Annotated in this window: 22 protein-coding genes; 19 read left to right on the top strand and 3 right to left on the bottom strand. The window is 64.8% G+C overall.

All coding sequences use genetic code 11. The features are described 5' to 3' along the window. Positions 1-70: 70 nt before the first annotated feature. The 7 genes from JD971_RS04505 to JD971_RS04475 all read left to right on the top strand — a co-directional run bounded on the left by JD971_RS04505 (position 71) and on the right by JD971_RS04475 (position 9,599). Positions 71-1,618, top strand: coding sequence for a tryptophan halogenase family protein (locus JD971_RS04505; RefSeq protein WP_202086222.1), 1,548 nt, complete (start codon positions 71-73; stop codon positions 1,616-1,618). Next, a complete protein-coding gene (locus JD971_RS04500) occupies positions 1,615-2,343 on the top strand; it encodes a SapC family protein (protein ID WP_202086221.1) in 729 nt (242 codons plus the stop codon). The genes JD971_RS04505 and JD971_RS04500 overlap by 4 nt, the downstream gene beginning before the upstream one ends. Beyond that, positions 2,336-3,367, top strand: coding sequence for a cupin-like domain-containing protein (locus JD971_RS04495; protein ID WP_202086220.1), 1,032 nt, complete (start codon positions 2,336-2,338; stop codon positions 3,365-3,367). Before JD971_RS04500 ends, JD971_RS04495 begins: the two co-directional genes overlap by 8 nt. Then, entirely contained in the window at positions 3,364-4,869 is a 1,506-nt protein-coding gene (locus JD971_RS04490) for a tryptophan halogenase family protein (protein WP_202086218.1), read from the top strand. The genes JD971_RS04495 and JD971_RS04490 overlap by 4 nt, the downstream gene beginning before the upstream one ends. A 72-nt stretch (positions 4,870-4,941) precedes the next feature. Further along, positions 4,942-6,003 (top strand): LacI family DNA-binding transcriptional regulator, encoded by a 1,062-nt coding sequence (locus JD971_RS04485; protein WP_202086217.1) that lies wholly within the window; start codon positions 4,942-4,944, stop codon positions 6,001-6,003. 183 nt (positions 6,004-6,186) lie between these two features. Next, positions 6,187-8,694, top strand: a complete 2,508-nt coding sequence (locus JD971_RS04480; RefSeq protein WP_371809713.1) for a glycoside hydrolase family 3 N-terminal domain-containing protein — start codon at positions 6,187-6,189, stop codon at positions 8,692-8,694. Further along, complete coding sequence (locus JD971_RS04475) at positions 8,691-9,599, top strand: family 16 glycosylhydrolase (RefSeq protein WP_236672269.1); 909 nt, start codon at positions 8,691-8,693, stop codon at positions 9,597-9,599. Before JD971_RS04480 ends, JD971_RS04475 begins: the two co-directional genes overlap by 4 nt. A 382-nt stretch (positions 9,600-9,981) precedes the next feature. Here the strand turns inward: JD971_RS04475 and JD971_RS04470 are convergent, their stop codons facing one another. Then, positions 9,982-10,662, bottom strand: a complete 681-nt coding sequence (locus JD971_RS04470) for a TetR/AcrR family transcriptional regulator (RefSeq protein ID WP_202086216.1) — start codon at positions 10,660-10,662, stop codon at positions 9,982-9,984. A 315-nt stretch (positions 10,663-10,977) separates the two neighbouring features. On the opposite strand from JD971_RS04470, the gene JD971_RS04465 reads away from it, so the two are divergent. Together JD971_RS04465 and JD971_RS04460 are read left to right on the top strand one after the other, a co-directional pair. Next, positions 10,978-13,269, top strand: a complete 2,292-nt coding sequence (locus JD971_RS04465; protein WP_202086214.1) for a TonB-dependent receptor — start codon at positions 10,978-10,980, stop codon at positions 13,267-13,269. A gap of 72 nt (positions 13,270-13,341) precedes the next feature. Next, complete coding sequence (locus JD971_RS04460) at positions 13,342-13,512, top strand: hypothetical protein (RefSeq protein ID WP_202086213.1); 171 nt, start codon at positions 13,342-13,344, stop codon at positions 13,510-13,512. A 263-nt stretch (positions 13,513-13,775) separates the two neighbouring features. On the opposite strand, the gene JD971_RS04455 is transcribed toward JD971_RS04460, so the two are convergent. Beyond that, positions 13,776-14,681 (bottom strand): nuclear transport factor 2 family protein, encoded by a 906-nt coding sequence (locus tag JD971_RS04455; RefSeq protein WP_202086212.1) that lies wholly within the window; start codon positions 14,679-14,681, stop codon positions 13,776-13,778. 64 nt (positions 14,682-14,745) lie between these two features. Here JD971_RS04455 and JD971_RS04450 point away from each other — a divergent pair, with 64 nt between their 5' ends. Beyond that, entirely contained in the window at positions 14,746-14,937 is a 192-nt protein-coding gene (locus JD971_RS04450) for a hypothetical protein (RefSeq protein ID WP_202086211.1), read from the top strand. A gap of 105 nt (positions 14,938-15,042) precedes the next feature. Here JD971_RS04450 and JD971_RS04445 read toward each other — a convergent pair whose 3' ends face one another. Continuing rightward, complete coding sequence (locus JD971_RS04445; protein WP_202086209.1) at positions 15,043-16,302, bottom strand: MFS transporter; 1,260 nt, start codon at positions 16,300-16,302, stop codon at positions 15,043-15,045. A 160-nt stretch (positions 16,303-16,462) separates the two neighbouring features. Here JD971_RS04445 and JD971_RS04440 point away from each other — a divergent pair, with 160 nt between their 5' ends. From JD971_RS04440 to JD971_RS04400, 9 genes are all read left to right on the top strand, one after another. Next, positions 16,463-17,923, top strand: a complete 1,461-nt coding sequence (locus JD971_RS04440; protein ID WP_202086207.1) for an MFS transporter — start codon at positions 16,463-16,465, stop codon at positions 17,921-17,923. A 120-nt stretch (positions 17,924-18,043) separates the two neighbouring features. Further along, positions 18,044-18,949 (top strand): VOC family protein, encoded by a 906-nt coding sequence (locus JD971_RS04435; protein WP_202085007.1) that lies wholly within the window; start codon positions 18,044-18,046, stop codon positions 18,947-18,949. A gap of 3 nt (positions 18,950-18,952) precedes the next feature. Further along, positions 18,953-20,107 (top strand): S9 family peptidase, encoded by a 1,155-nt coding sequence (locus tag JD971_RS04430; protein WP_202085005.1) that lies wholly within the window; start codon positions 18,953-18,955, stop codon positions 20,105-20,107. A gap of 79 nt (positions 20,108-20,186) precedes the next feature. Further along, positions 20,187-20,756, top strand: a complete 570-nt coding sequence (locus JD971_RS04425) for a cupin domain-containing protein (protein WP_202086205.1) — start codon at positions 20,187-20,189, stop codon at positions 20,754-20,756. Positions 20,757-20,887: 131 nt separating this feature from the next. Next, positions 20,888-21,106: a hypothetical protein gene (locus tag JD971_RS04420; protein ID WP_202086203.1), complete on the top strand. Its 219-nt coding sequence runs from the start codon at positions 20,888-20,890 to the stop codon at positions 21,104-21,106. A gap of 16 nt (positions 21,107-21,122) precedes the next feature. Next, positions 21,123-22,130 carry a sugar phosphate isomerase/epimerase gene (locus JD971_RS04415; RefSeq protein WP_236672268.1) on the top strand — a complete coding sequence of 336 codons (1,008 nt, stop codon included), beginning with the start codon at positions 21,123-21,125 and terminating at the stop codon, positions 22,128-22,130. Further along, positions 22,130-22,519 carry a DUF6379 domain-containing protein gene (locus JD971_RS04410; protein WP_202086201.1) on the top strand — a complete coding sequence of 130 codons (390 nt, stop codon included), beginning with the start codon at positions 22,130-22,132 and terminating at the stop codon, positions 22,517-22,519. Before JD971_RS04415 ends, JD971_RS04410 begins: the two co-directional genes overlap by 1 nt. 250 nt (positions 22,520-22,769) lie before the next feature. Beyond that, complete coding sequence (locus JD971_RS04405; protein WP_202086199.1) at positions 22,770-24,209, top strand: aldehyde dehydrogenase family protein; 1,440 nt, start codon at positions 22,770-22,772, stop codon at positions 24,207-24,209. A 43-nt stretch (positions 24,210-24,252) separates the two neighbouring features. After that, positions 24,253-25,431 (top strand): alanine racemase, encoded by a 1,179-nt coding sequence (locus JD971_RS04400; RefSeq protein ID WP_202086198.1) that lies wholly within the window; start codon positions 24,253-24,255, stop codon positions 25,429-25,431. Positions 25,432-25,438 lie beyond the last annotated feature (7 nt).

Below are 25,438 nucleotides of genomic sequence, written 5' to 3'. Positions count from 1 at the left end.
GTGACAACGGCGCGGCGCCTCGTATGGGAATCGCTTCCATGCGGGGCGCCGGCGGCGATGGGGATGGACGTTGCACGAACCGGTGAAGCAGATCGTGATCGTGGGCGGCGGCACGGCCGGCTGGCTGTCCGCCTGCATGATCGCGGCGCGGCTCGCGGACCGGAAATCTGTGCAGGTCACGCTTATCGAAGCGCCCGATATTGCGCCGCTCGGCGTGGGGGAGGGCACCTGGCCGACGATGCGGCGCACGCTTTCGCGGATCGGGATCGCGGAAACCGACTTCCTGCGCGAATGCGATGGTTCGTTCAAGCAAGGCTCGCGCTTCGATGGCTGGGTCTCGGGAGAGGCGGGGGATACCTACCTCCACCCGTTCACCGCCCCGCCGGAGGCCGCGGCCCATGATGTGCTCGCCGCGTGGAGCCTCGCGCCGGACCGCCCCTTTGCCCATGCGATGACGCCGCAGGCGCGGATTTGCGAACTCGGCTACGCACCGCGGCAAAAAGCCATGCCCGATTATGCCGGGGCATTGAATTACGCCTATCATCTCGACGCGGGAAAGCTTGCCGTGCTGCTGCGCGAACGGGCGTGCGGCGGGCTGGGCGTGGCGCATGTCGCGGACCGGGTGACCGATGTCGTGCGCGCTGAAAATGGCGATATCGAGGTGCTTCACACGCAGGCGAGCGGTCCGGTATCGGGCGACCTCTTCATCGATTGCACGGGGCGCGCGGCGACTCTCATCGGCGACACGCTGGGCGTCGCGTGGCGTTCGCGCACCGATGTGCTGTTCAACGACAGCGCGCTGGCCGTGCAGGTTCCGGTCGCCGCCGACAGCCCGATCGCATCGCAGACCAATGCGACCGCGCATCGTGCCGGCTGGCTCTGGGATATCGGCCTCCCGTCGCGCCGCGGGGTGGGCTGCGTCTTCTCCTCCGCGCATATGGGCGATGGCGATGCGATGGCGGTGCTGTCCGACTATGTCGCGCGCGCGATTCCCGGCGCGGCGCTCGACGAGGGCAAGGTGCGCAAGCTTGCCTTCAAGAGCGGCCACCGCGCGCGCTTCTGGCAGAACAATTGCCTCGCCATCGGTCAGTCGGCGGGCTTCATGGAGCCGCTCGAAGCGTCGGCGATCGTGATGATCGAACTGTCGCTCGACATGCTGCTCGACAATTTTCCCGCCAACCGCGAGAGCATGGATGTCCATGCCGACAGGTTCAACCGGCTGTTCCGCTATCGCTGGGACCGGGTGGTCGATTTCCTGAAACTGCATTACGTGTTGAGCCGTCGGGAGGAGCCATACTGGCGCGATCACCGCGACGACGCGAGCATTCCCGATTCGCTGGCGGGCCTGCTTTCGCTCTGGCGTCATCAGCCGCCATCGGGTTACGATTTCCCGCACCGCGATGAAATCTTTCCGGCGGCGAGCCATCAATACGTGCTGTATGGTATGGGCGGTCTGCCCGACCATCGTCGCACGGCCGATCCGGATATCGACCCAATCGTGAGGGAGCAGATGAACCAGGTTCAACAGCGAAGCCGGGCGCTCGCCTCGGCGCTGCCGAGCAATCGCGCCTATCTCGGCGCGCTTTCCCCCGCAATCCACGAAGTCGCCGCACCATGACCCAGCAGATCGCCACCGACCATGCCGTCCTCGACAACGCTACCCACGGCGAATTGCGCGTGGCGACCGGCGCCGCGGTGCAATTCGGTGACGGGATCATGGCCTGTCCGGTCATGCCGAACGAATTTCGCCAGGTGCAGGCGCATTACCCGATCCTGTTCCGCCTCGATGCCGAAGGGCAGGCGTTCACCGCGCATGCGCTGTTCGGCTTCGATACGGGGGAGAACCTGTTCCTGAACGACGGGGAATGGGATGCGCGGTATCGTCCGCTGGCGATGGCGGTGCAGCCGTTTCTGATCGGGCGGAGCAGGGACGGCGGCGACGCGCAGGTCCATATCGACATGGCGCATCCCCGCGTCGGTCATGCCGATGGCGTGCGCCTGTTCGACGAGGATGGACGGCCCACGCCTTTTCTGGAGGAGATGTCGCAGCTGCTCGGCACGCTGGACCAGGGATACCGGGCGAGCGGCGCATTCTTCGACGCATTGCGACGGTACGATCTGCTCGAACCGTTCTCGCTCGAAATTCCGCTCGACGACGGGTCGAAGAACCGGCTGGTGGGCTTCCACATCATTGACGAGGACCGCCTGCGCGCGCTCGACCCCGCGGCCCTTGGCGATCTTCACGCTGGGGATCATCTGCTGCCGATCTTCATGGCGCTCGGCTCGCTCGCGCAGATCGGCGGGCTGGTCGATCGCAAGAACCGAACGCTGCGTTATGGCTGAGGCCGATCCCGGTCCCCTGGCCCGGCTGCCGTCGGTACCGGAACGCGCGATCGGGGGCGAAGGCGGTCTCGATGCGGCGCTCCGCGATGCGAGTGAACCCTTCGTCATACGCGGGCTGGCCGCCGACTGGCCGCTTGTGGCGGCCGGGCGAAGGTCCAGCCGCGCCGCCCGCGACTATCTGCTCGGCAAGGCAAAGGACCGCCCCTTCGCCGTGTCGGTCGGAGCGCCGGACGATGGCGGGCGCTTGTTCTACGACGCGCAGATGGGCATGAATTTTCGCAGCGGGCGCGCCATGCTGCCCGAGATTTTCGGCGGGATGGACGCGGCGGAGGGGAAGGAGGACGCCGCGACGGTCTATCTCGCCTCCACCGACATGCACGAATTCTTCGACGGATTGTACGAGGATAATCATATCGACCTCGGCGATCGTTCGCTGATCTCCAGCATATGGATCGGCACCGCGACGCGCATTGCCGCGCATAACGATTTTCCCGACAATCTCGCCTGCTGCGCGGTCGGGCGGCGGCGCTTCACCCTGTTCCCACCGGATCAGTTCGCCAATCTCTACCTCGGACCGATCGACAACACGCCGGCGGGCCGGGCGGTCAGCATGGTGGATTTCCACGCTCCCGATCTCGACGCCCATCCCCGTTTTGCCGACGCCTTGCGCCACGCGGTCGTGGCGGAGCTGGAGCCGGGCGATGCGCTCTATATTCCGTCGATGTGGTGGCATCATGTCGAGGCGTTGAGTACGTTCAACGCGCTGGTGAATTTCTGGTGGCGGGACACGCCGCGCTGGATGGGGCAGCCGCAGAACGCGCTCAACCATGCCATTCTTTCCATCCGGGATCTTCCCGACGAACAAAAGCAGATGTGGCGGCAATTGTTCGATCATTATGTCTTTGAGAACGGGCCTGACGTGACCGACCATATCCCCGAAAACGCACGCAGCGTTCTTGCCCCACTCACCGTGGAAAGCGCCGGACGCCTCCGCGCGTTTCTCCTGCGCGCGCTCAGCCGATGAGCGGGCCGGATCATGCGCCGCGGCGAATCGTCGTCGCGGGTGGCGGCACGGCGGGCTGGATGGCGGCGGCCGCGATCGCGCGCACGCTGGGCCGATCGGTGGCGGTCACGCTTGTCGAATCCGACGCGATCGGCACGGTCGGGGTCGGGGAGAGCACCATCCCGCCGCTCGTCACCTTCAACCGGTTGCTCGGCATTAACGAGGCCGATTTCATGCGCGAGACCCGCGCCACGTTCAAGCTGGGCATTCAGTTCGACAATTGGCGCGAGGTGGGCGCAGGCTATTTCCACTCCTTTGGCCTCACCGGGCGCGACCATTGGGCCGCAGGGTTTCAGCATTACTGGATGGAGGGGCAGGCCCGCGGGCACAATGTCTCCTACGACGATTACTGCCTCGAGCTGAAGGCCGCCTACGCCGGCAAATTCGCGCATCTGCCCGACGACCGGATGAACTACGCCTATCAGCTCGACAGCGCGCGCTATGCCCGGTTCCTGCGCACGATGGCAGAGGCCGACGGCGCGATCCGCCGCGAGGGCCGGATCGCCGAGGTCGAGCTCCACGCGCAAAGCGGCGAGATCGCGGCGCTCCGGCTCGAGTCTGGCGAGCGGATCGAGGGTGATCTTTTCCTCGACTGCACCGGCTTCCGCGCGCTGCTGATCGAGGGGGCGCTCCATGCCGGCTACGACGACTGGTCGCATTACCTGCCGTGCGATGCGGCGATCGCGGTGCAGACCCGCTCGGTCGGATCCCCGCCGCCGTTCACCCGCGCGATCGCGCATGATTCCGGCTGGCAATGGCGCATCCCGCTACAGCACCGGCGCGGAAACGGCATCGTTTACTGCAGCCGCTATCTGAAACAGGATGCCGCGCTCGACCGCCTCCTCACCACGGTGGAGGGCGAGACGATCAGCGCGCCGAACATGCTGCGCTTCGTCACGGGTGCGCGGCGGCGGCAATGGTATCGCAATTGTATCGCGGTCGGACTTTCCGCAGGCTTCATGGAGCCGCTCGAATCGACGAGCATCCACCTCATTCAGCGGGCCGTGCTGCGGCTCATCCGGATGCTTCCGGCCGGTGCGATCAGCGCGCGCGACATCGACGAATTCAACGAGCAGCAATTGACCGACATGGTGCAGATCCGTGATTTCCTGATCCTGCATTACAAGGCCACCGAAAGGCAGGACAGCCCGTTCTGGCGCTATTGCGCGGCGATGGAGGTGCCCGACAGCCTTGCGCACCGGATCGCGCTGTTCCGCGAAACGGGCCGCGTGTTCCGCAAGAACGAGGAGCTGTTCGGCGAAAACAGCTGGGTCCAGGTGATGATGGGGCAAGGCATCGTCCCGAAAAGCCACCACCCCATCGCGGCAAAGCTGACCGACGAGGAAATCGACAAGCTGCTGCGCACGCTGCGCGAAAACGTGGCGAAGACGGTGGGCTCGCTCCCCAGCCACGAGGCGTATGTCGCGCGCTACTGCGGCGCGCGTGAAGCCGAGGCCGAGTGATCCCATGCAGGTTTGGCATTTGCAGGGCTAAGCCGCTAGGGGCACGGGGCAGTTAACGAAGGATCAGGCATCATGGCGCGTCGTCGGCAGGCGGTCACCATCAGGCATGTCGCGGCGGATGCGGGTGTTTCCCTGCAAACCGTCAGCCGCGTCATCAACAAGGAACCGAACGTGCGCCCCGCGACCTCGCGCCGGGTGCAGGAATCGATCGACCGGCTGGGCTACGTCCCCTCCATCGCGGCGCAGCGCATGCGCGGGCACCGTTCCTACATCATCCTCGCGCTCAACGATCGGGACCGCACCATTTCCGACTGGCAGGACCGGGAGGGCGCCGACTGGGTCGATCAGATGCTGCTGGGCGGGATGCTCAAATGCGCAGAGCACGGTTACCGGCTGATCTTCGAGCTGGTCGACACGCATAGCGATCATGTCGAGCGCGAGATCGACGCCGCGCTCGCCGCGCTGCAGCCCGATGGCGTGATCTTGACGCCGCCGCATTCCGACAATCCGCTGATCGTGAAATTGCTGACCCATGCGAAAATTCCGTTCGCGCGGATCGGTTCGCTCGGCAGCGACGGCGGCTTTGCCATGACAATGGACGACACAGGCTCGGCCCGGCTCGCGACCGAACATCTCATCGCGCTGGGCCATCGGCGCATCGGCTTCATCGCCGGCTCGCCCGAATACGGGCTGAGCGAAAGGCGCGTGCAGGGGTGGCGCGACGCGATGAACGATGCGGGCCTGCCGTTGAGCGGTCTTCTGGAGGCAGGCGATTTCGGGTTCGAGACAGGGGCGGTCGCGGCGCGCAAATTGTTGCGCAGCGATCCCCGGCCCAGTGCCATCATCGCCAGCAGCGACAAGATGACGCTGGCCGCGATGGAAACGGCGCGCGCGCTGGGTCTCGACATACCGGGCGATCTTTCGCTCATCAGCTTCGACAATACGCCCGTGGCGCGCTTCGTGCATCCGCCACTCACCGCGATCGATCAGCCGATCGCGCAGACGGTGGCGCATGCCGTCGAACTCATCATCGCGGCGCAATCGGGCGAGCCGCTGCCCGCGATGCCGGTGGTGATCTCCGGTTCGCTGGTGGAGCGCGATTCGACAGGCGCTCCGGCCCCGGACCGACGCTGAGGCGAGCTCCCGTCGCCGGGCGGGGCGGCCATCGCAAACCCGCTTGAAGTTTGGGGCGAGCCGTGCGAAATCCCGTTTTGATAACGTTCACGGTGCCGGGCGAGGGTTTGGCATTCGCGACGGACGCAAATATCCGCGCGCCGCAAATCCGTGCCTGAAAACGCGCGGGGGGAGAGGAAGACCATGAAACGATATTTGAGCACGGCGTTGCTCGCGCTGGCCACGACCGCGTGCACGCAGCTTCCCCCGGTTTCGGGCACCGCGCCGATGGCGGGCATTCCTGCGGCGGCGCAGGCAAATCCCGCTCTCTGGCCCGAGGCGCATAGCCCGGCGGCCATCACCGACACGGCGACCGAGGCGAAGATCGACCGGTTGATCGCGGCCATGACCGTGCGTCAGAAAGTCGGCCAGCTCATCCAGGCGGACATCAGCACGATCACGCCGGCCGATCTGGCGGCGTATCCGCTCGGCTCGATCCTGGCGGGCGGGAATAGCGGCCCTTATGAGAACGAGCGGTCGGGCGCGGCGGATTGGGACCGGCTGGTGCAGGCGTTTCGGGACGCATCGCTCGCGCCGCGGGAGCAGGGCGTCGCCGTGCCGATCATCTTCGGTGTCGACGCGGTTCACGGCCATAACAACATCCCGAATGCGACGCTTTTCCCGCATAATATCGGGCTCGGCGCCGCGCATGATCCGCAGATGATCCGGCGCATCGGCGAAGTTACCGCCGCCGAAATCGCCGGCAGCGGCATCGAGTGGACTTTCGCACCCACGCTCGCCGTGCCGCAGGATCTGCGATGGGGCCGTAGCTACGAAGGCTATTCCTCGAACCCGGCGCTTGTTGCATCCTATGCGAAGGAAATGGTCCTCGGGCTTCAGGGGGCATTGCGTCCGCAGGCGGTGCTGAACGCCGACCGCGTGGCTGCGACAGCGAAGCATTTCCTCGCCGACGGGGGCACCGAGGGCGGGCAGGATCAGGGCGACGCCCGCATGTCGGAGGCGGAACTCGTCGCGCTCCATGCGCAGGGCTATCCCGCGGCGATCGACGCCGGCGCGCTCACCGTCATGGTCAGCTTTTCAAGCTGGAACGGCGTGAAGAACCACGGCAACCGCAGCCTGCTGACCGATGTGCTGAAAGAACGCATGGGCTTCGACGGTTTGGTCGTCGGCGACTGGAACGCGCATGGGCAGATCGAGGGTTGCACCGTAACCGACTGCCCCATCGCGATCGAGACGGGACTGGACCTGTTCATGGCGCCCGACAGCTGGAGAGGGCTGTTCGACACCACCTTGCGGCAGGTCGAGGCCGGGCAGATCCCGATGGACCGGATCGACGACGCGGTCCGCCGCATCCTGCGCGTGAAGGCGAAGGTCGGCCTGCTCGACAAGGCGCCCACCGTGCGCCGCGATTATGCCGCGATCGGCGCGCCGGAGCATCTTGCGCTCGCGCGTGAGGCGGTCGCCAAATCGCTGGTTCTGCTGAAGAACAATGGCTCTCTCCTGCCCATCCGCTCCGGTGCGAACGTGCTGGTCACGGGCGATGGCGCCGATAGCATGGCGATGCAATCGGGCGGCTGGACCATCAGCTGGCAGGGCACCGACGTGACCCGCTCCGATTTCACCAATGGGCAGACCATCTGGGAGGGTATCGACGCCGCCGTGCGCGAGGCCGGCGGCACCGCGCACCTGTCCGCCGACGGCAGCTTTGCCGATACGCCCGACGTGGCGATCGTCGTCTTCGGTGAAAAGCCCTATGCGGAGTTTCAGGGCGACGTGCCCACGCTCGCCTATCAGCCGGGCGACAGGACCGATCTTGCCCTACTCAAGCAGCTGAAGGCCCGCGGCATTCCCGTTGTCTCCGTGTTCCTTTCGGGTCGGCCGATGTTTGTCAGCCCCGAAATCAACGCATCGGACGCCTTCGTCGCGGCATGGCTTCCCGGCTCGCAAGGGGCGGGGGTTGCCGATGTGCTGGTCGCGCGGGCCAATGGCGCACCGGCGCGCGATTTCACCGGACGGCTGCCGTTCGCCTGGCCCGCCGACGCCCGCGCGCCGGTCGAGAATCCGCTGTTCGCGCTCGGTTACGGGCTCGATTATACGGATGGCCGGACGGTCGCACAGCTTTCCGAGGATCCCGGCATCGATGTGAAGGCTGCGCTCAACGTCGCGAATTTCTACGAGGCGGGGCGGGCGCAGGCTCCCTGGACCATGAGCGTGACCGATGACGGCGGCAAACGCGCGGTCGGGCCGGGCCTCACGACGAGCGCGAGCCGCATGATCGAGGTGCGCCCGGTGGATCTCAACGCGCAGGAGGACGCCAAGGCGATCGCATGGACCGGGCCGGGCAGTTTCAGCATCGACGGCCCCGCCGCCGACCTGTCCCGGCAGCTCAACAACGCGTTTGCGCTGCGCCTCGACGGGCGGATCGACAGCCTCGGCATCGGGCCGGTTCTGCTCGCGCTCGGCGACCGGACGTTCGACATCACCGATCGTGTGCGCGGCTTTACCCCCGGTCAGCCATTCACGATGAAAATACCGCTGCGGTGCTTTGCCGATGCGGGCGCGGATCTCGCCAATGTCGGCAATGCGCTGCGCATCACGGCAGACCGCGGTTTCGCCATGACGCTGGGCGCGGCGCGCGCCGAGGCGGTGGGCGAGGATCTGGGCTGTCCCGCGCGAGGAGACGGAATGTGAGGGGGAAATTCATGATGTCGAAGCTGACCAGCATTGCCGCGATCTCGCTCGCCCTATGGACGACGACCGCGTGCCAGCGCATGGAGCCGGTCGCCGGGGCGGCGCCGCCGGCGGACGCGATATTCGCCGACGAATTCAACGATGCCACGCTCGACCGAACCCGATGGAATGTCGAAGGGCCGGATTTCTGGGTCAATAACGAGCAGCAGGCCTATATCGATTCGCCCGAGACGATCGCGATCCTGCCCGCCGGATCGGTGCCCGGTGCCGATGATGGCGTGCTCGCCCTGCGCCCTGTGTTTCGCGAAGGTTTCGTGACCCCGTCGGGGCGGGTGGCGGACTTCGTTTCTGGCCGAATCAACACGCAGGGCAAGTTCGATTTCACCTACGGAACCGCCGCCGCGCGGATCAAGATGCCCGATGCGACCGGGGTGTGGCCGGCCTTCTGGATGCTGGGCTATGGCGAATGGCCGGGTGCGGGCGAAACCGACATCATGGAATATGTCGGCGAAAAGGACTGGACCGGGGTCGCCATGCATGGCCCGGGCTATTCGGGCGAAACGCCGCTCGTGAACAAATATTTCTTCGACGATGGCACCGATGTCACCGACTGGCATGTCTATTCGGTGGACTGGTCCCCGACCGCGCTGGTCTTTCGCGTCGACGGGCGCGCGATCTACCGCGTGACGCGCGCGATGGTCGAGCATTACGGCGAATGGGTCTACGACAGGCCGCAATACATGATCCTGAACTTTGCGCTGGGCGGCGCCTATCCGTACAAAACCAATGGCATCCAAACGCCGTATGAGGGCATGCCGCAAGCGACGGTGGACCGGATTCGGCGCGATGAAGTGGCCATGTATGTCGATTGGGTGCGCGTGACGGGATCCGAAAACAGCCGCTGAAAACCGGACGTGGTCGGACCGGTGCCGAGGACTATGGCAGCTCGCGTGGTGACATCGCGCCGGGTCGTTCTCGGAGTTGGCGCGAGGGGGTTTGACTGGCACGCTGCCGCGTCTGCCGCACCGGGGCGACGCCGGCTGTGGGCGCTCGCATGGGTGTCCACGGCAGTTCGCAAAGCGGGTGCGTTCTTTGGGGCGGGGCGCTGTGTAGTCTCCTCGTCTGGCCGAGGAACGGCATGGTTCGGACGCGTTCGCGCCATCGACCTCGCGTCGCGAGCGCCGGAATTCTCGCCAAAGGATCGCCGCGCACGTTCCGGAAATTATCCCGGTAATGGCCTGCTATAACCCGGGTTATTGGCGATTCGCCCGGATGCCCGGCGCAGAATCAGCCCGAATGCTTCAGATAGGCATAGGCCATTTCGGCCAGTTCGGGACGCAAGGTGGCCCACACGTCCGGATCCTCGGCCTCCGGCGAGGCGCCCAGACCGAGCTGCCGGGCGACGGCGGCATAGATGAGGTGGAGCGTCATTTCCGCCTTTAACCTCGCGTTCTTCGACCGGATTTCATCCCGGTAGGACATCATCACCTCGGTCGTTTGTGCCAACGCCGTGTAGGCCGTTTCCTTGCCGGGCGCGGACACCAGCGGATCGATCGCGGCGCGCTGCATGATGACCCGCAACATGCCCGCGTGCTTGCCCATGAAGGCGGTATATTCGCCGATGTATATGGCCAGAAAATCTTTGAGATTGCTGCATTTTCTGGCAACAGAGCGGACCATCGCGGCCTCTTCCTCGATCACCGTTTCCAGTTCCCGCGAGATGACGGCATAGAGGAGGCGATCCTTGCTCTCGAACCGGAGATAGATCGAGCCGATCGAGACGCTTCCACGCTCGCTCACATCCTGCAGCGTGAATTCCTCGCTTCCGCGTTCGAGCATCAGCGCACGCGTCGCGATCAGCATCCGTTCGAACGAGGCAAGGCTGCGCCCCTGTCGTGGCCGGCGGCTGATCGCCGCCTGCGACAGTTTTTCGAGACTCGGTGTGGAGCCGGATGGTTCAGTTCGCATCTCTCACAGAATCATCAAGAGATTAATGACGTCAATTCTAATTCTGATCGTGCGCGCGATTTTAATTTCGGATGGAACGAAAACCCGATGCGATTTTCATTTGTTTCCAATCCGGAATGCCGCCTGGCCGGTGCCGCGTTCGCAGCGCAGCAGGGGTTGGATATGGTTAAGGCGGACCATGCCAATCCCCCTCGAATTGCAAGAGAGAGATGGCGGCGCGTCAATCCCCATTGACAAGGACTGGCTCTTATAAATAGAACATGAATTCTATTTAAAGATCTGGATTAAAAATCCGGCGGAAAAGGGAGAGGTTTGATGAGAATACACCGCTACAGGCATGTCCTGTTCGCGAGCTGCGCCCTCGGCGTGACGGCATCGCCTGCGCTGGCGCAATACAACGAAAACGAGATCATCGTCACGGCGCAGAACCGGTCTCAGAACGTGCAGGACGTTCCGATCGCGATCGACGTCATCGGCGACGAAGCAATCGAGGATGCGGGCGTCACCGACTTCCAGGATCTGAGCCGCATCGCGCCGGCGCTCAACATCACGCAGGACGGTAACTATACCCGTGTCGCCGTGCGCGGCGTGGGTACCAATTCAAACGACGAGGGGCAGGACCAGTCCGTCGCGGTCAATATCGACGGCGAATATATCAACCGCCCCAACGTGCTGAACCTCGCGCTGTTCGACATCGACCGGATCGAGGTGCTGCGCGGGCCGCAGGGCACGCTTTACGGCCGCAACGCGACCGGCGGCGCGATCAACTTCATCACGCGCAAACCCGGCACGACGTTCGGCGCTGACATCAATGCAACCTATGGCAATTACGACCATCGGAAGCTGGAAGGGGGCGTCGACATTCCGATCGGCCCGATCGGCGGCCTTCGCCTCGCGGGCGTGTACAACAAGCGCGACGGCTATTTCTTCCACCCCAACCGCGCGGCTGCGGGCAGCGACAAGGTTCGCAGCGGCACCGCCGACAATGTGGGTGCACGCGCCACGATCAGCCTGATGCCAAGCGATGCGCTGACCGTCGATCTGTCGGGCGAATATGTGCATAACGAGAGTATCGTCGGTGCCTTCGCATCGTACAATTTCAATGCGCCGGGCCAGGGGCCTGGTCCCGACTGCTCGCAGAACGGCTTTGTCGACGCCGCCCCGTTGATTCCGGGTGGGCAGTGCATTCCGGTCAACACCGATATCGCGGACGCTTTCCCCGATCGTTCGACATATGACGGCCCGGTGCCGCAGATCCCGCTCAACCCTAACAAGCAGGACAGCTACGCGGTGCGCGGCAAGGTCCAGTACGACCTTGGGGGTGCAACGCTGACCTACCTCGGCGGATATCGCCGCACGGATCAGGACACCGATCTCGCCCTGCCGCGCTACACGTTCTACGAATTCGCCAACACGGTCGAGACGCAGAGCCACGAGCTTCGCGTGAACGGCACCGCCGGCGCGCTGACCTATCAGGGCGGCGTATTCTATTATCGTGAGCAGCTGAGCAATCTGCGCGGTCTCTACAGCCCGTTCATCGGGCCCAACGGCAGCTTCCTCAACACCTTCACGCGCGACACCGATTCCAAGAGCTATGCCGGTTTCGGGCAGGTGGAACTGGCGCTCAGCGATACGTTCACCGTGGTCGGCGGTCTGCGCTATACGATCGATCGCCGCGACGGCGTGTTCGGGAACTACGGCTTCCGCTTCAACACGCCTCCCGTCGCTCCCGAGGGACCGCCGCCGTCGATCATTCCCCAGAAGCAGGACAACGAGCAGCTGACCTGGCTTGCGGGCGTCAACTATCAGCCCAACATCGACACGCTGATCTATGCCAAGGTATCGACCGGGTACAAGTCGGGCGGTTTCGACAGCGTCGGTCCGTACGATCCCGAAACGAACACGGCATATGAAGGCGGCGTGAAGCTGAATCTTGGACCGACCGGAGAGCATGTCCTGAACGCTGCCGGGTTCTATTACGATTACACGGATCTGCAGACCGCGGTTCTGCTTAATCCGGGTATTGGCCAGCAGGTGTTCAACGCCGGTGCCGCCACCATCTGGGGTTTCGAGGTCGAGGGCAATTTCAAGCTTAGCCCGCTCGACACATTCACCGCCTCGTTCAACTATCTGAACGCGGAATATGACGAGCTGTTCGCGTCCTATGCGATCTTCGACACCGTCAACCCGAACAACAACGGGCTTCCCGACCTGGATCCCGGGCCAGATCTGGTGCAGCCGAACCTCGCTGGCAACACGCTTCCCCAATCGCCCAAGTTCACCATCACGCTGGGCTATGACCACGTGTTCGAACTGGGCAATGCGGGCACGCTCACGGCCAGCGCCTATTCGCGGTTCAAGAGCGAATATTTCACGACCATCTTCAACTATCGGTCGGGCGAGCAGGAAGCCTATACCCAGACCGACCTGAGCCTGAAGTATCAGCCGCTCAGCGAGGTGTGGAGCATCCAGGCGTTCGTCCGCAATCTCGAGGATGAGCAACCGCTGTCCTATGCGAACTTCGTGTCGGCCGGTCCGGACGATAATTTCGACTTCACGTTCCAGGCGCCGCGGACCTACGGCGTGCGCGTGGGCGTGGAATTCTGATTCGAAAGGCTGCCTGTCCGCAGGGGCAGGCAGCCACCGGATCATGAAGGTCAAAAGGCGCCGGCTCATCCCATGGGCGGCGTGGCCCGCGCCTCCGACGGCGTGCGCGTGATCGGACGAAAGGCAAGGCGGTCCAGCATCGCCTTCATCATGGCGGACGATCCCGGCTCTGCCGATCTGTTCTGCTTCGGCGCGCGCGATTACCGGGCGCCGCACTGCGATGCGTTGGCGGCATCGGGGTGAGGTCTACCCATTCCCATGCCAATTTTCCGGCCTGTTCCGCCACGCGGCGCGACAGGGTTCGTCAGAAGCACTTCGTCGGCGACTTGCCTGCCGCTCGATCCGGGCGGCCACGCTAAGCATTGTCGCGCGCATGTCGGCGGCTGAATCCGCGCGACGTCTGGCTGCGCGGCCCGGCGTGGGACGGCACGGCGACGAGGAACTCGCATCCGATCCCGTCGGGATAGAAAAAAGGGGCCGCCTGGCCCCCCTTTTCGTGTCGCGCTTCAGTAGGAAAAGGTTTCCGAGAATGTCTCGTAAGGCACCGGAATGCGCGCTTCCAGCTTTTGCGCGCTGTCGGTGCGATAGGTGTTGTTCATCACCGTGGCGGGCTCGTCCGGCTCGGGCATGAAGATCGGGGCCCCGTTTTCGCCAATATACATGAGGTCCAAATTAAAGGCGTCATCCTGCGCGGCGTCCGCAAACGGGATCCAGCCCATCGAATAGGGCGCACGCGCCACCTCGAAGCAATGGAAGTGCCAGATTTTCCACTCGCCGTCCTGCTTGATGAAGTCGATGCCGTATTTCAGATAGACATTGTGCATCCACACTTTCTTGCCGTCGACCTCGACATCCGGCTCGAACATCCATTCGGGCATGTTCTTGGCGTATTCCGGCGCGGTCAGACCGCTTTCCAGGCCGTTGACGATCCACAGGCCCTTTGCGGTCTTGCCGTCGCCGGCCACCTCGATCACCGGCGTGGTGATATAATGGAACAGCAGCTTGCCGATCGGCGAGGGACGGCCACTGTGATATTCCATGATCTTTTCATATTTCGTGTATTTGCCGAGATTGGAATATTGCGCGCTCATCCCGGGCGTGCCTTCCTTCGCCCAGAGCGGAATGATCTGTTCGTCCTCGAACGCATTGTGCAGATACATGTACCGGGAAAACAGGTTCTCGACCGCCTGATGGTCGCGCGCCGCCGCGGCATCGTCTTCGAGTTGCGCGACCTTCTGCGCAAGCTGCGCCAGGCTGGTGTCGGTCTGCGCATGGGCGGGCACGACAAGCGACGTTGCGGCCAGCACGGCGGCGGGAATGATGCGTCCAGACAGGTATTTCTTCGTTTCTCTCTCCCCTGAGTTGCAATGCCGCGCGCCGGGCAGGCGGGCAGCAGGACCATGATCAGGCATAGCGTGACCACGACGGCGCCTTGCGGAAGCGTGTCCGCTCCGCGAAGATGATGTGGAATTGGCGATGACGATGGCGCCCGGCATGACCCGGATCGCTCCATCCCGTCCGGCCTCTACCAATCGCACCGCGAAGAGCGTGGCGACACGCGTCGTCGCGCTGATGGGCGCGAACAGGCCGGTCGCGCATCCCGCCATGACCGGACGCCCCGCCCATATCGCGAGCGGCGAGGCGATGGTCTTGCCGCGTGCCATGTGACCGGCCCTTCTCATCGATGGTCCCCTCCCCAGAGGGACAGGCGACCCCAGCGCGAGCCCGAAGGCGGCATGTCGTATGGACCCACCGGCCGGGCCGGGGCCGCGATCAGGGAACGTTGCCCTGTTTTGCCGCCGCAGCGATCAGCGCCTCCTTCGGCGCGGTGCGGGTTCGCCCCAGGATCAGGAAGAACACCAGCGCGCCGACCGCCGACAGGATGCCCATCGCAAGGAACGCCTGCTGCATTGAGCCCAGTTGCTCGCGCAGGAGGCTGACCATCAGCGGCGAGGAGAACTGACCGAAGAAGAAGGTCGCCGTCCACACGCCCATGCCGCGTCCGCGATGCGCGAATGGCAGGCGGCTCTGTGCCCAGACGATGAGCGTGGGGATGGTCATGCCAGCGCCCGTCTGCTGCAATGCCATGCCCGCGACCATCCCTTGCCAGTTGGAGGTCAGCCCCATGAGTGCCAGCCCGCTCGCCAAGAGCAGCAGGAACACCGCGACCTGGATGCGGAAGCTGCAGCCTTGCCGTCCTAGGAGCCAGAACAGGCCCGCGCCGGCGAGGATGAAGAGGCTCGGCAATGCGGTGATGCGGCCGATGCTTTCGGGATCGGCGATGCCCAGCTCTTCCCACACGACCGAACCGTTCACGATGAACACGTAATAGATTGCCGAGCTGAACAAGGTCAGCACCGCAATGCCCAGCATCGTGCCCCACGGGAACGCATCGCCCGCCGTGCGGTCCTCGTCCATGCCGAGGTTGCGGCGCACGGTGGCATCGCTTTCGGGTTCGAACATGTAGCGCCACATCGCGATCGCGATGAAAATGGCGAACAGGTAAAGCAGGAAGATCCCGTTCCAGCGCCACGCGGTGAGCGTGCCGGCAAAGAAGATCATGACCGACGATAGCGCCGGACCGACCATCCCCTGTAGCGTGAGCCAGCGGCGGCGACCGTCCTCGGCCCAGTAATCCGCGAGGAGCGTGTTGACCGTCGTCAGGATCGCCGCCTCGCTGAAGCCCAGCAGCAGCCGCGAGGCGTAGATCCAGTCGAGATCTTCGAGGAAAAAGGGAATGACCCCGATAAAACCGTAGGAGAAGGTCGAGATCAGCAGCAGCTTGCGCTTACCAAAACGGTCGACGAGCAAGCCCATGAACAGCGCCGTGACGGCGATCGCGAGGCCCGGCGCGGTCACCATCGAGGGGACCTTGGTTGCCGCGTTCGGGTCGGTCGGCGCGAAATGGCCGATCATGGCCCCGACCGCGGGAAACATCGAAACGATCGCCAATATCGGCAGGAAACCGGCAAGAATTACCGTTATCCCCTGCGGTATTCCCGCCTTGCGTCCGGCTTCGCCGTTGTTGGTCATTCGGTCCCTCCCATCCGTTTTTCCGGTTTCCCGGCCACGCCCGCAATCGCGGACATCGTCATCGGGAACGATTGACCCCTTACCAATTTCAGGCGATAATAGAAGGATGATTTTAATTTGTCGAAAGCAGCTATGAAACGGCTGCCGGCGGGGAGGGGCGATGTCGGATTTGAACAGTGCCGCGGCACGGGCGGGTGACCATTCCGCGGTTTCGGAAAGGCGCAAGACCGTCGCGTTTTTCACGGTTCTTACCGCGGTCGTGCTCGAGGTGGCGGATTCGACGATCGTCAACACCGCGCTTCCGGCGATTCGCGACGCGCTGTCCGCGTCGCCCGCCGCGATGCAATGGATCGTCGCGGGCTATCTGCTGACGCTGGGGTCGCTGCTGCTGCTGGGCGGGAGGCTGGGCGATGCGTTCGGCCATTCGCGGGTGTTCCTGATCGGGGTCAGCGCGTTCGTCCTCGCATCCGTGCTGTGCGGTCTGGCACAGAGCCCGGAGCAACTCGTCTGGGCGCGCATGCTGCAAGGCGCGACCGGCGCGGTGATGGCGCCGCAGACGATGGCGATCGTGCAATTGCTTTACACCCCGCTCGAACGTGTGTCGAAGCTCGCCTATTTCGGTGTGATCGTGGGCCTTGCCGCGATCATCGGGCCGATCGTGGGCGGCGTGCTGATCGAACTCGACCTGCTGGGCCTCGGCTGGCGGCTCGTGTTTCTCATCAATTTGCCGATCGGCGCGCTCGCCGTCCTGGTGGGCTGGGCCGCGCTGCCGCCGCGGCAGGCGGAAAAGGACCTGCGCATCGATCCGGTCGGCGCCTTGATCTTCGCCGCAGGTTTCGGCGGGCTGCTCTATGCCTTGATCCAGGGCGCCGAGGTGGGCGCGAGCCCGGCTCTGGTCGCGCTGTTCGCGGTGTCCTTTGGCCTTGTCCTGTATGGCTGGTTCCGCGCGCGCCGTCGCCGGCGTGCCGGATCGCCCGCCATTATCGAGCCGGGCCTGTTCGGCATCGGGACTTTTAAATGGGGCGTGTTGTCCGCGTTCTGCTTTTCCAGCGCGGCCATCGGTTTCCTGCTGGTGCTTGCCGTCTCGTTGCAGCAGGGGCTGGGATTGAGCCCGCTGCAAACCGCGCTGGTGCATATCCCGTTCGGCGCAGGCGTTATGATCGGCGTCGGGTTCCTCGTGCCGCGCTTGCTGCCGCGACTGGGCAAGGCACTGCCGGTTGCGGGCGGTCTCGCGATGATCGCCGGCACGACGCTTACGCTTCAGGCGATCGAGGGCGGCAACAGTGGCGACCCCATTCTCTATGTGGTGCTGTTGCTGGCCGGAATCGGGATGGGCACCTTGTCCGGTCCCCTCGGCCCGATCGTGGTCGCAGAGGTCGAGCGGCACAACGCCGGCACCGCCAGCGCGACACTGCGCACGGCGCAGCAGATCGGCGGGGCTTTGGGCATTGCGCTTGTAGGCGGCGCCTATTTTTCGGTTTCGGGCGAGGACGCGGCGGCGCGGCTGGCGGGGCTGGATCCGGCCAATGCGGTGATGGCGCTTGCGCTCGGTCTGGCGATTCTGTGCGTGCTGCGTCTGCCTCGGGACATTTTCGGGCAGCGCCGGAATGCGCGGGATTGACCTGCCTCCTCGACCAAATTAGAAGCGTAATTCTAAAATAGCGAACGAAACTCGGAAGAGACACCGTTTCGGTTCAGGCCGAACCTGTCTTTCCATCCCCCCCGCAGAGAGGAATTGCCCATGACCGCCCGTGTTACCGAGATCCGCTATGTCGGATACGGCACCAGCGATTTTGACGCGGAGCGCGCGTTTTACACCGACGACTGGGGTCTGGTCGAGGTGGGGGCGAGCGAGGATACCGCCTGGTTCAAGACGCATGGCCATGACGAACATCACGTGGTGCGCCTGCACAAGCGGGAGAGCAATTGCGTCGAGGTGATCGCGCTGGCGGCCGACAGCCGCGCCGATGTCGACACGCTCCACGCCAGGGTCGTGGATGCCGGGTGCAGGATCGTGCACGAACCGCGCGATCTCGATGCGCCGGGCGGCGGCTATGGCTTTCGCTTCTTCTCGCCCGACGGCCTGCCGTTCGAGATCAGCGCCGATGTCGCCCGGGCGGACAAGCGCGCGATGGAACGCTGGGAAGGCACGCCGGTCAAGATCAGCCATATCGTGCTCCACTCGCCCGATCACCAGGCGATGGTGGCGTTCTTTACCGATGTGCTCGGCTTCAGGGTGAGCGACTGGCTCGGCGATTTCATGTGCTTCCTGCGCTGCAATTCGGCGCATCACCGCATCGCGCTGCTGCCGGGGCCGCCGTGCCTCAACCATGTCGCCTATGACATGCTGACGGTCGATGACATGATGCGGGGCGCCTCGCGGCTGAAGAAGCGCGGGACCGACATCCGCTGGGGCCCGGGGCGGCATACGGCGGGCAACAACACGTTCAGCTATTTCACGACGCCCGGTGGCTTTGCGGTGGAATACACCTCCGAACTGGACGAGGTCGATTTCGAGAACCACGAGGACAAGGTCCACGAACCCGGCCCGCAGGTCATGGACCAGTGGGGCACCGGCGTCGGCGGTCCGCAGACCATGCCCAAGCCCGAAGCGGACCCCTGCCTGTTCACCCCGGCGGAGATCTGAGCCGTGGCCCTCTACTCCCCGTTCAAGAACTATATCTGGAACCTCAGCGTCGCCATCGCGATGGAAAGCGGCGGGCAGGTCGGCGAGATCGTCGACATGTGTCAGCCGATCCTCGACGCGGCGAACGAGGGCGCGGATGCCGGCACGCCCGCGTTCATGCGCGAATGGGCGAAGATGGGCGAGAAGCTGCTCGCCCTCGCGGACGAGGATGCGGCGAAGGGCCGCGCCTTTTCCGCCTCGAACAAGCTGGAGCGTGCCTCGCTCTACCTCTTCACGGCGGAGCGGATGCAGGGCCACGGCCACCCGGGCCGCACGGAGACCTTTGCGAAGGCGCGCGAGGCGTTCGACCGTTCGACCAGGCTCCGCATCAATCGCGAGCGGGTGGAGATCCCGCTCGACACCGGCACGATGCCCGCATTGTGGACCCGCGCGCCGGGCGATGGGGCCATGCCGGCGGTCGTGTTCTGCAACGGGCTCGATAGCTGCAAGGAGCTGCTCTACTGGACCCGCCTGCCCGAGGAGCTGGCGCGGCGCGGCATTTCGACCCTCTGCGTCGATCAGCCGGGCAGCGGCGAGGCGCTGCGGTTGCAGGGTCTGCCGGTCGATCCGCATAGCGAAAGCTGGGCCTCGAAGGCGGTGGACTGGCTGGAGGGCCGCGACGAGGTCGACGCCAACCGCATCGGCATGACCGGCATTTCGCTGGGCGGTCATTTCGCGCCACGCGCGGTTGCCTACGAACCGCGCTTTGCCAGCGGCGCGGTGTGGGGCGCGAACCACAACTGGCGCGAGGTGCAGGACAAGCGCATGCAGCGCGAGGGCGAGAACCCCGTGCCGCATTACTGGGCGCATGTGCACTGGGCCTTCGGCGCCGAGGACCAGGAGGATTTCCTCGAGAAATCGTCCGGGATGAACCTCAACGGCCACATGGACCGGATCACGGTGCCCTTCCTCGTGACCCACGGCGCGAACGACCGGCAGATCAGCCCGACCTATGCCGACGATCTGTACGAGCAGCTCGTCAATTCGCCGCGGCGGGAAAAGGTGATCTTCACCGAACGCGAAGGCGGGGTCGAACATGTCGGCGCCGACAACATGGCCTATGGCCGCGACCTCCTCTCCGACTGGTTTGCAGAGACGCTGGGCGGACAGGCGGGGTGATGCGCGGCGCGGCGACCCGGCGATAAGGACGCCGCATCGCCGCATCGAGGCCGGAACATCGTAACGAGGGACAGGATTCATGGAAAGCAAGGCAGTCAGGCGCGTCGTCACCGGCCATGACAAGGACGGAAACGCAATCATCCAGGAGGACGGCGCGGTGCCGCGGGTGCAGCAGGTCGGCGGCGCGATCGGCCCGATGTTCCACGAGGTGTGGAACACGCGCGCGACGCCCGCACCGATCGATGCGGCAAGCGGCGAACCGGCCGAGGAGGGCATCGTGCTCGCCCCGCCGGCGAACGGCACGCGCATCCGCGTGCTCGACATTCCGCCCGAGGGGGACGGCATCCGCAACATGACGCCCGAGGAAGCCGCCGCCCATTTTGCCGAGATCGGCGCGGGCGCTGCGTCCAATGCGGCAAAGGCCGGCGCGAAGCACGCGCTCATGCACCGCACCGAGACGATCGATTACGGCATAGTGATCGAAGGCGAACTCGTGCTCATCATGGACGAGGGCGAGACCACCGTGCGCGCCGGCGACATCATCGTGCAGCGCGGCACCAATCACGGATGGGCCAATCGCACCAACCAGAATTGCCGCATCTGCTTCGTCCTCATCGACGGCAAATTCAATGCGGAGCTGGAAGGCTGACGCCCATGCGCCGGTCATGCAGGTGCCGTTCCGTTGCGGTCGGCGGCAGGCTTTGCCGGGGTGACGCCGGGCGGGGCATGCTGTCCCGCCGCGGCGCGCGTGCCCTGCATGGGGGCGAGGCTGCGTCACATATGGCCGCGCCCACCATGCCCATCGGTGCGATCATGGGGTCGGGTTTCCTTTCTCGCGGCAATGATGCAGTAACCGGGCCTTTCTGCGTGTCCGAAATCGGCGCCGATGAAATCATTTTTGAGGGCGCGGCACGGGTCGTTCATGCCGGCATGACCGGCCCGGATCCGCCACCTGCAACCCCATTCGTTTTTCCCAATCCCGCCGATCTTCCGGCATAATAAAGGAGCCCATTGCATGGCATCCAAGATCCGCAGGGGCGTCAGCCTCTATAGTTTTCAGGAGGAGATGTTCCTCGGCCAGATGAACGTGGAGGACTGCGTGTCCTTTGCCGCGTCCATCGGCGCGAAGGGTATCGAGGTCCTGCCCGAACAGAACATGCCCAGCTTTCCCAACGTCACCGATGCGGAGATCGCAGGCTGGCACGAGATGCTCGAACGGCATGGTTGCCATTTCACCTGCTACGACATGTTTCTCGACACGAAGCTGCGCAATGACCGTCTGCTGACCGACGAGGAGCAGATCGAGAGCATCCGGCGTGACCTCGTCCTGTGCAATCGCATGGGCATCAAGAACATGCGCGTGCTGATCTTCGTGCGGCCCGACATTCTGGAACGTTGCGTGCCCTATGCCGAGGAACTGGACGTGCACATGGGCGTGGAAGTCCACGCGCCGTGGTATCTCGACCATCCGTGGATCCTGCGCACGATCGAGGTGGCGGACCGGCTCGGCACGAAACATCTCGGCATCCTGCCCGACATGGGCATTTTCATGAAGCATTACCCGCCCGAACTGCGCGGGCGGTTCGAGCGCGAAGGTGCGCGGCCCGAAATCACCCAGTTCATCGTGGACCAGCACGAGGAAAAGGTGATGTGCGAATACACCATCTACGAGGTGGCGGTGAAGATGAAGGGCAATCCGTCCGAAATCCGCATGGCCGAAACGCTGCGCCACGCGCCCTATGCCAATCCCAAGCGGATCGGCGATTTTGCCCCTTATTTCCGCCATATCCAGGCCAAGTTCTATGGCATGACCGAGGATTGCCGCGATCCGGCGCACGCCTATGACGAGGTCATTCCCGAGCTTTTGAAGGCCGGTTGGGAAGGAACCTTGTCGAGCGAATACGAAGGCAACCGCTGGGTGCAGGACGTCATGGAAGTCGACAGCCGCGAGCAGGTCCGGCGTCAGCACGAGATGTTCAAGCGCCTCTTGGGCGAAACCGCAAATGGGCAGGAGGACGCCTGATGTTCGACAAATATCTTATCGATCCCGACAGCGTCACCGACATCGGCCCCCAGGACAGCCCGACCGGTTTCAGCTTCACCACCAAGCTGGGATATTATCGCGGGCTGACGCTTTCGATGCTGGAAGAAATGACCGTGGCGGTCGACGGCGAGGAACTCCCCCGCGAGGCGGTCAGCTTCGACGACGGCAACGGGCCGATCACGCTGGAGGAGATGGAAACCACCTATGACCGGCGCTGGAATTTCGGCGCGCTAGCCACTTTGTCGGTGACCTATCCCGGCGGCTTTCCCAAGGGCGAGCATAAGCTGTCCCTGCGGCAGCGGCTGCGGATCAGCTACATGCCGTTCCCCGCGATGCGCTTTACCGAAAAGACCATCGTGAAGGGATAAAGACCGCGCCGCGGCCTGCCCCGGTACAGGGCAGGCCGCGGCGGTTCGGCGCAGCGTTCCGGCGGACGCCGCCGCCGAACAATATGACGTCAGCCCCGCAAAAAAGAGCAGATCGTGGTGTGGGGCCATCCACACCGGGCTTGAGGCGTGTCGCGACGCTTCGTAGTTTTCATCGGCATTCCCACCCATGTCGCGGGCCATGATCGGGTATCCGAACCCGGCGCCCTCGTCCGAACAGGGCAGAATTCCGATGAAAACGCCAGATTGCGACAGGTTCTATATCGGCGGCGAATGGGTCGCGCCCGCCGGGGCATCCAGCGCCGTTCCCATTATCGACCCCGCCAGCGAAGCGCAGATCGGCACGGTCACATTGGGCAGCATTGCCGATGTCGACCGGGCCGTCGCGGCGGCGCGCGCGGCCTTTCCCGCGTTTTCGGCCACCGATCCCGGTGAGCGGGCGGCGCTGCTGCGCAGGATTGCCGAACTGCTGGACGAGCGCGCGGAGGACATCGCGCAGGCGATCACGCGCGAGATGGGCTGCGCCATCGGGTTTTCCCGCGCGGCGCAGGTGCCGTTCGGCATCGCGCATGTCCGCGCCGCGATCGAGGTGCTCGACCGTTTCGATTTCCTGCGCCGGCAAGGCACCACCGCGATCGCGCGCGAACCCATCGGCGTGTGCACCCTCATCACGCCATGGAACTGGCCGCTGTACCAGATGACCGCAAAGGTCGCCCCGGCGCTGGCGACCGGGTGCACCATGGTGCTCAAGCCCAGCGAACTCTCCCCGCTCAGCGCGCAGATCTTCGCGCAGGTGCTCGACGATGCCGGCGTGCCCGCTGGGGTGTTTAACATGGTCATGGGGGCTGGGCCCGATGTGGGCGCGGCGCTCTCCCGCCACGCGGACGTGGACATGGTCTCGATCACCGGATCGACCCGCGCGGGGGTCGAGGTCGCGATGGCCGCCGCGCCCACGGTCAAGCGCGTCACGCAGGAGCTGGGCGGCAAATCGCCGAATATCCTGCTCGACGATGCCGATTTCGCGAATGTCGTCGCGCCCGGCGTGGCGTCCGCGATGCGCAATGCCGGCCAATCGTGCAGCGCGCCGACCCGCATGCTCGTCCCCCGCGACCGGCTCGCCGAGGTCGAGGCGCTCGCCGTCGCCGCGGCGGAGGCGATGACCGTCGGCGATCCTGCGGACGAGAATACGCTGATGGGTCCGCTCGCCAATCGCCCGCAATTCGACAAGGTGCAGGCGATGATCGAAATGGGCATTGCCGAAGGCGCCAGGGTCGTGTGCGGCGGGACCGGGCGGCCCGACGGGCTGACCCGCGGGTTTTATGCCAGGGCCACGATTTTCTCCGGCGTGTCGATGGACATGCGCATCGCGAGCGAGGAAATCTTCGGGCCTGTCCTGTGCCTCGTGCCCTACCGGGACGAGGAGGATGCCATCCGCATCGCCAACGACACCTGCTACGGCCTCGGCGCGCATGTGCAATCGGCCGATCTCGACCGTGCGCGGCGCGTCGCGCGGCAAATCCGGGCGGGGCAGGTTCATATCAACCTGCCCGCGTGGGACGCGCATGCGGCCTTCGGTGGCTACAAGCAGTCCGGCAACGGGCGCGAATATGGCGTGTTCGGGTTCGAGGAATATCTCGAGACGAAGGCCATGCTGGGGTATTTCCCGTCATGAGCCGCGCCATCTCCGCGCGCCCGGACGCAGCAGGAGAGCACGAATGAGCGAAGCCGTACGCACAGCCGACACGGACCTGCCCGGCCAGACGACGCTGACACAGATCGAGACGCCGTGCCTCGTCCTCGACGCGGACAGGATGGAGCGCAATGTTGCCCGCCTGCGCGAGCGGCTCGACCCGTTCGGCGTGACGCTGCGCCCGCATCTCAAGACGGCGAAGTCGATCGCGGTCGCGCACGCGGTGATGTCCTCGCCGCAGGGGCCGGCGACCGTGTCCACCCTGCGCGAAGCGGAATTTTTTGCCGGGGCCGGCGTTACCGATCTCATCTATGCGGTCGGCATCGCGCCATCCAAACTCGACAGGATCGTGGCGGTGCGCCGCGGGGGCTGCGACCTTTCCCTCGTGGTGGATTCGGTGGAGCAGGCCGAAGCGGTGGCCGCCGCATCGCGCGAGGCGGAGATGCCGATCCCGGTCTTCATAGAGATAGACTGCGACGGCCACCGCTCTGGCGTGCTGCCGCGTGACCGGGAGACCCTTGGCGCGATCGCCGCGGCGTTGACCGACGGGGGAGAGTTGCGCGGCGTATTGACCCATGCGGGCGGAAGCTATGCCGCGCGCGGAGACGATGCGCTCAGGCAATGTGCAGAAGAGGAGCGCCGGGCCGTCGTCGATGCCGCCACGATCCTGCGCGAGTTCGGCCATGCCTGCCCGGTCGTCAGCATCGGCTCCACGCCGACCGCGCATCATGCCGCCAATCTCGATGGCGTGACCGAGGTTCGCGCCGGGGTCTTCGTCTTCTTCGATCTCGTCATGGCGGGCATCGGTATCTGCCGCATGGAGGACATCGCGCTCTCGGTGCTGGGAACCGTGATCGGCCATCAGCCGCGCAAGGGATGGATCCTGGTGGATGCGGGGTGGATGGCGATGTCGCGCGACCGGGGAACCGCGAAGCAAGCGGTCGATCAGGGTTATGGCGTGGTCTGCGACATCGACGGCGTTCCCTATGACGACCTGATCCTCGTCGACGCGAACCAGGAACACGGGATCATCGCGGTGCGCGAGGGATCGGATGCCGTCCTGCCCGATCTGCAGATCGGCGACAGGGTGCGCATCCTTCCCAACCACGCCTGCGCAACCGGCGCGCAGCATGGATCGTATCACGTGGTGCGCGGCGAAAGCCACGCGGTCGAGGCGGAATGGCAACGGTTCGCGGGATGGTAAGGAAAGA

The sequence above is a fragment of the Croceicoccus sp. YJ47 genome (assembly GCF_016745095.1).
Classification (GTDB): domain Bacteria; phylum Pseudomonadota; class Alphaproteobacteria; order Sphingomonadales; family Sphingomonadaceae; genus Croceicoccus.
Note: the sequence above shows the minus strand (reverse complement) of the source record. Positions and strands in the feature narration are given on the sequence as shown.